The following is an 11,788-nucleotide window of genomic DNA, read 5'->3' as shown; positions in this document are numbered from 1 at the left end:
AACCTGCACGCAGTGCAGCAACTTCTCACGTCGTAGGGGTTGGGGGATTGTTAAGGGGGAAGGGAGCGACTTCGTAATTCAAGCCCCTTCCCCCTTTACAACAAAGTAAAAAACAACCTCAAATGGTTGTTTTTTACTTAAAGAGTTAAAAATTAGAAAACAAAATTTGCCCCTCAAATTTAACGACAAAGAGAACGTGTCTCTTTAAATCCTCATCGAAAGGAATTCGCATGAAACATAAAACGTTTCTCGCCTTGTGCGCATCTATGCTATTATGCTCTTTTGCATTTAGCGCAGATGCACCAAGCGCAAAGATAACGTCTTTAGTAGATCTAAATGTCACCGACGAGCTGCGAGCCAAACACCCTTTAAAGCCTCACCACGAAAAGCTAAGCTTCACCTGTCTTGATTGTCACGAAGGACAAGGAAACGACGCTAGTAAATTTAAATCTATCGGTGATAAAGGCTGTTTGTCCTGTCACGGCGACAAGAAAAAGATAGCTAAAAGACTAGAATACATGGATCTGCTAAAAGCAAATCCCCACAACTCGGTTCACGACGGCCCTACGCTATACTGCGACGAGTGCCACAACGAGCATAAAAAATCAACCAATATGTGCACGGAGTGCCACGAACACGAAGTTCCGCAATGGATGGGGGTAACGCCATGAAAATTTCAAAGAAAGTACTAGCGCTTATTATATTAGTAAGCGGCATTATAGGGTTTTTAGTCGTACTGCCCGTGCATTACGCCCTAGAAGAAACTAGCGGAGAGAAGTTTTGCGTAGTGTGCCACGAGATGGATCCTATGGTTATAGCTTATAGTAACGACGTACATAGCGGCAAGGGTAAAAGCGGAGTAAGGGCTAAATGCGTAGACTGCCACATACCTCACGACAACCTAGCCAAATACGTTTTAACTAAAGCTAAAAACGGAGTAATGGAGGGATACGTTCATTTCTTTAAAGACCCGGAGGCTATAGACTGGCATAAAAACAGAGAGAAAAGAGAGCACTTCGTATTTGATAACGGTTGCGTTAGCTGCCATACGAATTTGGTAGATAATAAGCTAACTTCGGCTCAAGCTCAAAAGATGCACGCTCACTATCAAAGCCTGCTAAATACCGATAAGCAACTAGCCTGCGCTAGCTGTCATGCCGAGGTAGGCCACAGCGGGCTAAACAATATGCTAAACTACTGGAAGCCTGAATACAAAATCTACGAAAAGAAAGCCGCAATCAAAAAAGAAGAGATAAAAAAGGCATATTTTGGGGAGGATTATGTGGGGCCGAAAGTAGAAAATAAAGAAGGCAATGCCACCAAAAAGTAGGCTAAAATGAAGAAAATTTTGCTCGTTAGCGACGACGCTCAGATGCAGCTAAACCTCAACGCCGCGCTTTACCGCTTTAACATCCGCATAGTTCGCTTTGAAAATTTAAGCGAGCTAAAAGAGGATTATTACAACGGCAACCGCTACATCTTTTACGTCATCGACGTAAAGACGAAGGATCTGGCAAATTTCGACTCGGTCAAATTTCTGCGAGATAACGGGAGTCTAACTCCCGTTATGATCCTTATAGATAAGGCCATCCCCGCGCTTTATAAGAAAATTTACTACGCCAAATACGACGACTTTATGGTAAAGCCTTTTTTGCCCGAGGAGTTTTTGTTTCGCGTGTTTAGAAACTGCCGAATTTTGCTCGGAAGCAAATTTGAGCTAAAAAACGGCGCTATATACGACAAAAACAGCCTCACGCTACACATAAACGGCACAAATATAATGCTGGGCAAAAAAGAGGGTTTGTTTTTAGAAATTTTAGCTAAAAACGCCCCGCACGTAGTAACGATCCAAGAGCTTGAGTGGAGTATCTATAAGGACGAAGAGGTCTCATCCGATCGCCTGCGCTCGCTCGTGCGCCAGCTGCGCGCGAAGCTACCCTTTGAGCTAATCAAAACCGTGCGCAGTATCGGGTATAGTTTGGAGGAGTAGCTAGAGCTTAGGCAGGATCACCTCTTTTTGCGCGAGCCTTTCAAAGGTGCAGACGTCGCCGTAAATTTTAGTCAGCAGCTCGTCGTTTAAAACCTGCGCGACGCTGCCCGCCCGCCCTTAAACACTATCACTTCGTCGCAAAACCAAAGGATGTGGTTTGGCTCGTGCGTGCAGATGACGATCGTCTTGCCGCCAGCAGCGACCTTTTTTAAAATTTTCCAAAGCGTGATCTGGTTTTTAAAATCAAGCGCGGACGTCGGCTCGTCAAGTAGTATCAGCGGCGTATCCTGCGCAAGCGCCCTAGCGATAAAAACGAGCTGCCTCTGCCCGCCGCTAAGCTCGTTCATCTTTTTATCGGCTAGATGCGAGATACCGATAAACTCCATCGCCTCGCTCACCGCCCTTTTGTCGTCTTTGCTAAAGCCAAACAGGCTCTTTACGTGCGTGGAGCGGCCCATCAGGACGATATCCCTTACGAAAAACGGAAAATGCAGCTCGGTGTGCTGCGCGACGTAGGCGATGTTTTTAGCCATCCACGCGGGGCTTTTGTGTTTCGTATTTTGCGAATCAACGTAAATTTCACCGCCTTTGATGCTTAGAAATTTCATACAGCAGTTAAAAAACGTGCTCTTGCCGCTGCCGTTGGTGCCCAAAAGCCCGCATATGCTGCCTCTTTTGATCTCGATGCTTACGTCTTCGAGACCAAATCCGCCGTAGCTAAAGGATAAATTTTTCGTTTGCAGTATCATTTTAGCAGCTCCTTTGCCTTGCTTCTTAAAAGCGCGATGAGAAAGGGCGCGCCCACCAAAGAGGTTATGATGCCCACGGGAATCTCCGCCATCGCTACCGTGCGCGCGAGCGTGTCGCATACGAGTAGATACAGCGCGCCTATGAGCCCCGATAGCGGCAGCACCCATCTGTTATCAGGTCCACTTATGAGGCGCGCGACGTGAGGCATTATAAGCCCGATCCACGCGATGATGCCCACGTTTGCCACGCACACGGCGGTCATCAAAGTAGCGATCGTTATAAATATAAGCTTGTATTTTTCGGGATTTATGCCGAGGCTTCTTGCCTGATCGTCGCCCAGGCTTAGTAAATTTAACTTCCACGCAAGCGTGCAAAGCGCCAAAAAGCAAACTCCCGTGACTGAGGCGATCTCGCCTAGGCTTTGCCATTTGGAGTAGTACAGCCCGCCCATCATCCAAAATGTGATCTCTCTTAGCTGCGCGTCCTCGCTGACGTATTTTACTATAGATACGCACGCCGAAAATATCGAGCTTACGATGACGCCCGATAATATAAGCCCCACCACGGGCACTATGCCGCCGTTTTTTGCAAGCGTGTAGGATAAAAGCACCGCGAAAAACGAAAACGCAAACGCACTTAGAGCGATATTAAAAAATATGCCGGAAAACAGTATCGCCAGAGCCGCGCCCGAGCCGGCTCCCAGTATAAATGGCTCAACAAGCGGGTTTTTAAAGCAGGCCTGATATATCGCGCCCGCGTTTGAAAGCGCGAAACCCACTATCACGGCGGTTAAAATTCTAGGAATTCTGATTTCAAAGATGACGGTTTGATCCATCTTGGAGATACCTGCGGCGGGGATGTCAAAAATTTTCAAATTTAAAACGTCCAAAATTTTAGCGATCGAAATTTTATAATCCCCGAGCATGAGCGCCGCGATCATACAAAGCAAAAGCGCGCCCAAAAGAACGAATAAAAATAGTAAATTTGACTTAAAAGCGCCTGGCTTAAAAGTCATTCTCTACCGTCCAGTCTAAAATTTGCTCGCTTCTAAGCGCCTTTGCCTGCTCCTCGCTCACGCCGTAAACGTCTTTGTAAAAATCAAGGACGAATTTATGAACCTTGATGTCCGAAAAGAGCTGCGGATAGGCCGCTTTTGCGATTATTAGGATGTCTACCAGATACTCCACGCGGCGCGCGCAGTTCATCGGCGACCACCGTTTTTGCGGATGTTTGGATTAAGCCCCATGTAGAGCATGCTGACCTTTTGATCCTCTTTTAAATTTGCCGTGCGCTCCTGCACGAGTTTTTGGGTTTTGTCGAGGTATTCAAAGAGCTTTAGAGCCTTGTCCTTTTGTCCAAATATCTCCCCCAGCACCCGCATCTCCTCTTACATCGTTGCGATTTTGGCACCTCTTGGAGCATAGATCACGGCAAGCGGGATGCCTAGCGCCTCGATAGTGGCGATCGTTTTTTCTACGGCGTCTTTATTTGAGCCGCGTAGCGTACAGTCTCGGATACGAAGGATCACTAGCTGCGGATTTTCGTTTGCTAAGGCTTCGAAATTTATGACGTTTCCTTGCGGCGAATTTACGCACGGCAGGTCATTTAACCACGGGTGCAGATACTTCATGACGTTCCATCCGCGAAGCGTGTAAGCTTCGCCCGCTTTGGTGGTGAAGTCATATTTGTAGTCTCGCTTCATAGACCACGAGCCGATGAGCTTGACCTTATCAATCACGCCAAGATGCGTCATGATGCTCTAGGCAAATCCGTCGTCGATCGTAGCGACCCTCTCAAGCGGAGATGCGATCTTGACCTCCGCGCCGCGCATATCTTTGACGCTAAACTCGCCGCCAAACGCCAAGCCAAGCGCAAGCAAAAAGCCGAGTAAAAATTTAAAATAAGCCGTTTTGGGTATAATTTTCAAAAATTTCGGAGCGAGAAAATGGACAGAAAAGAGCTTCTAGGCGGCGTAAAACGCATCGTCGTAAAGGTCGGCACCTCAACGCTGGCAAACGCGGACGGCTCGCTAAACGAGGACAAAATCAAGCAAATCGTGGCAAATTTAAGCGAGCTAAACGAAAACGCCGAAGTAGTCTTCGTAACCTCGGGCGCCGTGGGTGCGGGCATGGGGCAGATGAAGCTCGCGCACAAGCCAAAATCCATCGTCGAAAAGCAAGCGCTTGCCGCCATCGGGCAGGTTTCGCTCATCCATCTTTATCAAATTTTATTTTGGGCGCACGGCAAGACGATAGCGCAACTGCTGCTGACCAAAGACGACTTTAGCGACCGCCGCCGCTACCTAAATATGCGCAGCGTCCTACGCTCCTTGCTCGCTAAAAAAATCATCCCCGTCATCAACGAAAACGATCCCGTCGTGGGCGAGGGCATCAAGGGCGTGAAAGTGGGCGACAACGACACGCTAAGCGCGCTGGTTGCGGGGCTAATCGAGGCTGATTTGTTAGTAATTTTGACCGATATCGACGGGCTATACGACAAAAATCCAAGTGTTTTTGCGGACGCTAAATTTATAAATTTGGTCGAAAATTTAGATGATAGCATCAGAGCGGCTGCTGGTGCGGAGGGCAGTAAATTTGGCACCGGCGGCATGCGAACCAAAATCACCGCAGCCCAGATGGCGACCAAAAACGGCACTCACCTCATCATCGCAAACGGCGCCGACCCGCGAAATATCGTGCGAGCAGCGCAGGGCAGCGAGGTCGGGACGCTATTTTTGGCGGGCAAAAACAGGATAAACTCGCGTAAATACTGGCTCGCCTACTCAGCCGCGGATAACGGCTCGGTCGCTATCGACGCGGGCGCGGCAAAGGCGCTAAAAGAGGGCAAAAGCCTGCTAGCAGTCGGCATCCGCGAGGTCGTGGGCGAGTTTGAGCGCGGCGAAACGCTGGCTGTCAAAGACGCAAGCGGCCGAGCGCTAGCCCGCGGCATAACAAACTACTCCTCGGCCGAGTTAGCCCTCATAAAAGGGCGCAAGAGCGAGGAGATCGAGGCGGTTCTTGGCTACAAATACGAGGACGAGGCGCTGCATATCGACAACATCGCGCTGATTTAGGTTAAATTTGGCGGTTTGCCTGCGGCTAAATTTAGTCGTGAGCGCGTCAAATTTGTGCTAAATTTAGAGCAAATTTTGCTGCATGGCGGGTGAAATTTAAACGGACGCGGCGGCTAAATTTGATCATGTGCGGTCGCCGTTAAATTTGACGGTTGATTTTTGAGCGCGCTTTAAAATACGGATAAATTTAAGGAAAACAATGAACGAAAAAGAATCGGCAAAAGCGAAATTCGGGCGCGACTCTGCAGCGCGTAAAGGCTTGTTTGAGAGAGCGATTTTAGCAGGCTGGGCGCCGTTTTCGCTCGGAGTCGTATTTTTTGCCGCGCTTGGGATTTGGGTGCTAAATTTGAGCCTGGACGAGATTTTAGAGCTTAAATTTTGGCTGCCTTTTATCCGTGGCGTGCGGGTTTTTGCACCGTTTTTAGACGACTTTGCAAACAACGGCGCGAGCCTAAACGTGATTGCTTTTTACGCCTGCGCCGCGCCGTTTTGGATCTGCTTTTTCGCCGCCGTCTTTTGTCTAAACTACGGCCGCTCGGATGTCGGAGGCGTAAATTTGATCGTGACAGGCGCGAAATTCCTCGTACTCGGCGGATTTTGCTTTCTCGCACTTAGCGGGCTGCTCTTTGCGCCTGAAGGGATGGGCGGCAGATGTGGCGTTTACGTGCGATTTGACAACTACTCCCTCGCAAACGACAGCGTGCTTTACAACCTAGCCGTCGGGCTGGGTATCGGCTTTGTGTTTGCGAGCTTTGCGCACGTAGCGTGCGATTTGATTTATAGATTACGAGGCGGCCGGCGGGAGTGAGCCGCTTTGCTCGCTACCGTTTTTCTATCGCGCCCGGATTTTCGGTGCTAAATTTTAGCAATATAAACCCGGCGGCGCCAGAAACTACCGAACCTAGCAAGATAGCAAGCTTGTCGGTGTAGGCAAATACGTCCGTGTCGTTGTAGGCTAGACTGTTGACGAAAAGGCTCATCGTAAACCCGACGCCGCAAAGCACGGCGATGCCGTAAAGCTGGATAAAATTTGAGCCTTCTGGTAGCTTGGCTAGCTTAAATTTGATCGCTAAAAAGCTAAAAGAAAATACCCCGATCTGCTTGCCGACGAAAAGCCCCAGCGCCGTGCCTAGCGCGACCGGAGACAAAATCTCGTCCAGTCCGACGCCTCGCAGCGAGATGCCTGCGTTTACGAAGGCAAATATCGGCAGCACGCCAAACGCCACCCAGCCGTGTAGGTCGTGCTCGATGCTTTTTAGCATTGATTTGCCCGGTGCGTCTTTAAAGCTAAGCGGTATGAAAAAGGCCGCCACGACGCCCGCAAGCGTGGCGTGAACGCCAGATTTTAGCACCGCTACCCACATCACCGCGCCTACTATCAGATAGGCCGCCTTACTCTTTACGCCGAGTCTGTTTAGCGCAAAAAGCGCGGCTAGACAAATGCTCGCGACCACAAGCATTTGAGCACTAAGCTCGCTCGTGTAAAACAGCGCGATAATCACGATCGCGCAGAGGTCGTCGACGATGGCTAGCGTCATGAGGAAAATTTTTAAACTAGTCGGCACGCGCGGCCCGAGTAGGCTCAAAATCCCCAGAGCAAACGCGATATCCGTCGCCGTCGGTATCGCCCAGCCGCCAAGCGCGAAGGAGTCGTGTTTTGTAAAAAGATAGAAGATAACCGCGGGCACTATCAGGCCGCCTGCCGCGCCGATCGCTGGCAGCGCGATTTGCGACGGATTTTTTAGCTCGCCCTCCAGCACCTCGCGCTTTAGCTCAAGTCCGATGAGAAAGAAAAATACCGCCATCAATCCGTCGTTTACCCACAAGATCAGGGGTTTGCTTAGTCCGTATTCGCCGAAGCTCATGGTAAATTTGGTATTTAAAAATTCGTTGTAAAAATCGCTCAAAAACGTGTTTTGACATAGTAGTGCCGCGACCGTAGCGATCATCAGCAAAATCCCGCCGCTGGCTTCGTGCTTTAAAAACTCTTTTATTCCGCCCATTTTGCTTCCTTTTTATAAATTTTGGCGATTATAGCGTATTTTTACGCTCGCATAAAATTCGGGCGAATTTGGCTATAATCAAGTCAAATTTAAAGGTAAATTTATTAGACGCGTCGCTAAAATTTGCCTTGCCGCGCTTGCGGAGGGGCGGGACGCTTGCGTACGGTTTTTATAGATTAAGGAGCGAAAATGAATGAAATTTTAGAGATTTGTAAGCGCGCAAAGGTCGCTTGCAGCGAGCTTTTGAGACTTGGTAGCAAGGCTAAATTTGAAATTTTAAACGCCGTGGCAGACGAGCTGCTAGCGCAAAAAGAGGCTATAAAAGCGGCGAACGCCAAAGACCTTGCAAACGGCGAGAGATCAGGCTTGAGCGCGGCGTTGCTAGACCGCCTGCGACTAACGGACGCCCGTATCGAGGCTATGGCGCAGGGTGTGCGCGAGGTGGCGGGCTTTGCAGAGGTCGTGGGCGAAAATCTAGGCGGCTGGAGCCATCCAAATGGCATGCAAATCAGCCGCGTGCGCGTGCCGCTGGGGGTGCTGGGCATCATCTACGAGAGCCGCCCAAATGTCAGCATCGACGCGGCGGCTTTGGCGCTAAAAAGCGGCAATGCGGCTATCCTGCGAGGCAGTGCTAGCGCGCTAAATTCGAACATCTTTTTAGTAAATTTATTTAACGAATCGGGGGCGAAATTCGGCTTACCGACGGGCGCAGTGCAGCTCGTGGAGAGCGCCGAACGCGAAGTAGTGGCACAAATGGCGAAAATGAGCGAGTATATCGACGTTTTGATACCGCGCGGCGGCAAGAGCTTAAAAGATTTTATCGCGCAAAATGCGACCGTACCGATCATCATGACGGGTGCAGGGGTGTGTCATATCTTCGTCGATGAGAGCGCAAATTTGAGCGAGGCTGCAAAGATAATCAAAAACGCCAAAACCCAGCGCCCAAGCGTCTGTAACGCCGTTGAGTGCGTACTTTTGCATGAGTGCATAGCGGACGAAATTTTACCGGAGCTGGTGCGCGAGATGCCGGAGGTCGAGTTTCGCGTGAGTGAGCAGCTTCTAGGCGCGTGCGAGTCGGAGTTGCGCGGTTTGGCAAACGTTAAGGCTGCAAGTGAGAGCGATTTTGGCGCCGAGTTTTTGGATCTCGTTTTGGCCGTACGCGCGGTGCGAGATACGGATGAGGCGATCGGCTTTATAAACGCGCATTCTAGCGGGCATTCGGACGCGATTTTGAGCGAAAACTACGCAAACGTCGAGCGATTTTTGAACGAAGTCGGCAGTGCGGTCGTATACGCCAACGCCTCGACGCGTTTTAGCGACGGCAGCGAGTTTGGATTCGGCGGCGAGATCGGCATCAGCACGCAAAAGCTGCACGCCAGAGGGCCGATGGGGGTGAGGGAGCTTACGACCTACAAATACGTCGTCCGCGGAGGCGGGCAAATTCGTTAGCGGCTCGTCTTTTTGTCATATACTTCGTTTGATTTCGCTGCGGGCTGCAGTCACGTATTACATATACGCTCCTTTGCCCTTGCTTATCCGCCTCGTCTATGACAAAAATACTTCGCCTTATCGTTTTGCGTTTAAATTTGGGGTCAAATTTATAAAATTTAATAGATAAGGGAAAACGATGATACCAAGCTACAAAGAGATGATGTTTCCGATTTTAAGATTTATCGGCGAGCACGGCAGCGTGGATAGAAAAGAGGTTTGTAAATTTGTCGCGGAGCACTATAAATTTAGCGACGACGAACTCTCGCAAAGGATACCTAGCGGCATGCTTTTGTACGTTAACCGCGCGGGCTGGGCGTTGTCGTATTTTGCAGGTAATAAAGAAGTCATAAATTTACCCGGCACCAAAAAGCCAGTCAAAAAAATCGGCAGAGGCGTGTACGAGATAACGGATCTTGGCAAACAAATACTAAAAAGCAAGGATGCGCAGGCGAAATTTGAGGCTTGGTACGATGAAATTTATAAAAACAAAAGCTCGCCGAGTGCCGAAATCTCGCAAACCGCAATGCAAGAAAAGACGCCTATCGACGTCATCGCCGAGACGGCAGACGAGCTCGCGCAAAATCTAAAATCTCAAATTTTAGACGAAATTTCGCAGAAAAAGCCGAGCTTTTTTGAGTATTTGGTGGCGCGCTTGCTCGAAAAAATGGACTACGGAGTAGGCAGACTAACCAAAAGCGGCTCGGACGGCGGTATAGACGGCATTATAGACGAGGACGAGCTTGGGTTGTCGCAAATTTACGTCCAGGCTAAAAGCTGGCAAGGCGCAGTTTCACGCCCTGAAATTCAAAAATTCGTCGGCGCGATCTCGGATAAGCAGACCAAAAAGGGCGTGTTTATCACGACGTCAAAATTTAGCAAGGATGCCAAAGAGTATGCGGCAAACGTGCAAAGTCACACGGTCGTTTTGATCGACGGCGAGCGGCTGGCGGAGCTGATGATAAAATACAAACTAGGCGTCCAGGTGCGACAAAATATCGAGATTTGCGATATTGACGGCGACTTTTTCGGCGATGAAATTTGACCCGACGCAGGTCGTCGCTCGGGCATAGAAAGGCGAAATTTATGCTAAAATCGGCGCAAATAAAAGGAAGCCGATGAAAAAATAAAATTTATCTTTGCTCTCGTTGCGGCATTTGTTTTTTAGCGGTTGCTACGAGACGACGCTGCTTACGCGCGTGCCGATCTTGGCGCTAGTTTCGGACAAGGGCGCGGACGTGAAATCCACAATCGTGCTAACTGGCATAACGCCGCAGACGCACGACGAAAAAATAGTAACGGACAACGTGCGGGTTTTCGTCCCGGACGCAAAATTTAAGGATTTTCCGACGGGAGAAACCGCCTACGAGATGAGCGTGAGCGTCGGCAAGGGCGAAAAGGACGGCAAAAACTCGGATAAGCGCGCCGTGCGGATATATCTAAGCCCAGACGGCGACGTCTATGGCAAGCTTAGCAAAAACATGCTCGGGCAGTACGCGGGCGCGGCGAAACAGGGCGAAGCGCCGACGTTAAAGGTGGCTATAAAATTTGAAAACGACACGAATGACGTCTACGAGCTGGTTGTGGGCAACGACTTTAAGGCTAGCGACGAGGCGCAGACGGGCGGCGTTTATATCTTGGCGCCCGGGCAGGTTACGGGCGCCATCTGGGCGGAAAATATCGCGATACGCGAGGCGCTTTTGGGCAAGGCGGTCAAAATCGGAGCTCTAAGAAAGGTGATAAAATGAAAAATCCTAAAATCGGCTTTATCGGTGGCGGAAATATGGGCGGCGCAATGATCGCAAATTTGGCGCAAAGGCTGGGCGGCGAGAGTGTGTTCGTCTATGCCAGGAGCAAAACGGCGGCTCTGCGCGAAAAGTGCGGCATAAACGCCTGCGAGAGTGAGGCTGCGGTCGCGTCGGCGGCCGATATCACGGTGCTAGCGACCAAGCCCGCGGCGTATGCGGATATATTAAATTTGATAAAAGACTCAGCGAGAGGTAAGGTTATAGTCACGCTCGCGCCAAATTTTAGCTTGGAGCAAAGCATGCAAATTTTGGGTGCGCAGGCTAAGGTCGCGCGCGCGATGCCAAACACTCCCGCGGCAATCGCAGAGGGCGTAAGTGCGCTGTGCTTTAACGAAAATTTAAGCGCGGACGAGCGAGCGGCGGTGCGAGATATTTTTGAAAATTTCGGCACCGTTTATGAGCTGGAGGAGGCTAAATTTGCCGCATTTACGGGTATCGCAGGCAGCTTGCCGGCCTATGTTTTTATGTTTATCGAGGCTGCGGCCGATGCAGGAGTGCTTGAGGGGCTGCCTAGAGCACTGGCGTACGAAGCCGTCGCTGCTAGCGTCGCGGGCTCTGCGAGACTCATGCTAAAAAGCGGCAAGCATCCTGCAGCCCTAAAAGACGAAATTTGCTCACCCGGCGGCCGCCTGAGCGAAGAGTTCATGGAAGCGGTGCGCGGCATCGACGAAATCAC

At 50.1% G+C, this 11,788-nt stretch carries 16 protein-coding genes; 9 read left to right on the top strand and 7 right to left on the bottom strand.

The window, feature by feature from the left end:
• Positions 1-230: 230 nt before the first annotated feature.
• Genes Q0200_RS01965 through Q0200_RS01955 form a run of 3 tightly spaced genes read left to right on the top strand, consistent with a single transcriptional unit; the run spans position 231 to position 1,990 of the window.
• Positions 231-671, top strand: a complete 441-nt coding sequence (locus tag Q0200_RS01965) for a cytochrome c3 family protein (RefSeq protein WP_297937108.1) — start codon at positions 231-233, stop codon at positions 669-671.
• Positions 668-1,330 (top strand): NapC/NirT family cytochrome c, encoded by a 663-nt coding sequence (locus Q0200_RS01960; protein WP_297937106.1) that lies wholly within the window; start codon positions 668-670, stop codon positions 1,328-1,330. Before Q0200_RS01965 ends, Q0200_RS01960 begins: the two co-directional genes overlap by 4 nt.
• 6 nt (positions 1,331-1,336) lie before the next feature.
• Positions 1,337-1,990, top strand: coding sequence for a winged helix-turn-helix domain-containing protein (locus Q0200_RS01955; protein WP_297937103.1), 654 nt, complete (start codon positions 1,337-1,339; stop codon positions 1,988-1,990).
• An 86-nt stretch (positions 1,991-2,076) separates the two neighbouring features.
• Here Q0200_RS01955 and Q0200_RS01950 read toward each other — a convergent pair whose 3' ends face one another.
• From Q0200_RS01950 to Q0200_RS01925, 6 genes are read right to left on the bottom strand one after another with little or no spacing between them, the layout of a single operon-like run.
• Positions 2,077-2,739, bottom strand: coding sequence for an ABC transporter ATP-binding protein (locus Q0200_RS01950; protein ID WP_297937101.1), 663 nt, complete (start codon positions 2,737-2,739; stop codon positions 2,077-2,079).
• On the bottom strand, positions 2,736-3,755 hold the full coding sequence (locus Q0200_RS01945; protein WP_297937099.1) for an iron ABC transporter permease: 1,020 nt from the start codon (positions 3,753-3,755) through the stop codon (positions 2,736-2,738). The genes Q0200_RS01950 and Q0200_RS01945 overlap by 4 nt, the downstream gene beginning before the upstream one ends.
• A complete protein-coding gene (locus Q0200_RS01940) occupies positions 3,745-3,945 on the bottom strand; it encodes a hypothetical protein (protein ID WP_297937097.1) in 201 nt (66 codons plus the stop codon). The genes Q0200_RS01945 and Q0200_RS01940 overlap by 11 nt, the downstream gene beginning before the upstream one ends.
• The gene (locus tag Q0200_RS01935) at positions 3,942-4,121 is read right to left on the bottom strand and encodes a hypothetical protein (protein WP_297937095.1); all 180 of its coding nucleotides are present in this window, start codon (positions 4,119-4,121) and stop codon (positions 3,942-3,944) included. Before Q0200_RS01935 ends, Q0200_RS01940 begins: the two co-directional genes overlap by 4 nt.
• 6 nt (positions 4,122-4,127) lie before the next feature.
• Positions 4,128-4,493, bottom strand: a complete 366-nt coding sequence (locus tag Q0200_RS01930; protein ID WP_297937093.1) for a hypothetical protein — start codon at positions 4,491-4,493, stop codon at positions 4,128-4,130.
• Between the two features lie 6 nt (positions 4,494-4,499).
• Entirely contained in the window at positions 4,500-4,667 is a 168-nt protein-coding gene (locus tag Q0200_RS01925) for a hypothetical protein (RefSeq protein WP_297937091.1), read from the bottom strand.
• Positions 4,668-4,685: 18 nt separating this feature from the next.
• Here Q0200_RS01925 and proB point away from each other — a divergent pair, with 18 nt between their 5' ends.
• Both proB and Q0200_RS01915 read left to right on the top strand, forming a co-directional pair.
• Positions 4,686-5,813, top strand: coding sequence for a glutamate 5-kinase (gene proB / locus Q0200_RS01920; protein ID WP_297937089.1), 1,128 nt, complete (start codon positions 4,686-4,688; stop codon positions 5,811-5,813).
• A gap of 199 nt (positions 5,814-6,012) precedes the next feature.
• Entirely contained in the window at positions 6,013-6,621 is a 609-nt protein-coding gene (locus Q0200_RS01915) for a hypothetical protein (RefSeq protein WP_297937087.1), read from the top strand.
• 13 nt (positions 6,622-6,634) lie between these two features.
• Here Q0200_RS01915 and nhaA read toward each other — a convergent pair whose 3' ends face one another.
• Entirely contained in the window at positions 6,635-7,816 is a 1,182-nt protein-coding gene (gene nhaA, locus Q0200_RS01910) for a Na+/H+ antiporter NhaA (protein WP_297937085.1), read from the bottom strand.
• A 189-nt stretch (positions 7,817-8,005) separates the two neighbouring features.
• Between nhaA and Q0200_RS01905 the strand changes: the two genes are divergently transcribed.
• The 4 genes from Q0200_RS01905 to proC form a co-directional block, all read left to right on the top strand.
• A complete protein-coding gene (locus tag Q0200_RS01905) occupies positions 8,006-9,265 on the top strand; it encodes a glutamate-5-semialdehyde dehydrogenase (RefSeq protein ID WP_297937083.1) in 1,260 nt (419 codons plus the stop codon).
• Between the two features lie 178 nt (positions 9,266-9,443).
• A complete protein-coding gene (locus Q0200_RS01900; protein WP_297937081.1) occupies positions 9,444-10,349 on the top strand; it encodes a restriction endonuclease in 906 nt (301 codons plus the stop codon).
• Between the two features lie 112 nt (positions 10,350-10,461).
• Positions 10,462-11,052, top strand: a complete 591-nt coding sequence (locus Q0200_RS01895; RefSeq protein ID WP_297937079.1) for a hypothetical protein — start codon at positions 10,462-10,464, stop codon at positions 11,050-11,052.
• Positions 11,049-11,788 (top strand): pyrroline-5-carboxylate reductase (gene proC, locus Q0200_RS01890; protein WP_297937076.1); only part of this gene is annotated, 740 nt, incomplete at its 3' end. The genes Q0200_RS01895 and proC, both read left to right, overlap by 4 nt.

Origin of the sequence: uncultured Campylobacter sp. (assembly GCF_938045225.1) — a bacterium.
Lineage (GTDB): Bacteria > Campylobacterota > Campylobacteria > Campylobacterales > Campylobacteraceae > Campylobacter_A.
This window is presented reverse-complemented; position numbering and strand designations above follow the sequence as displayed.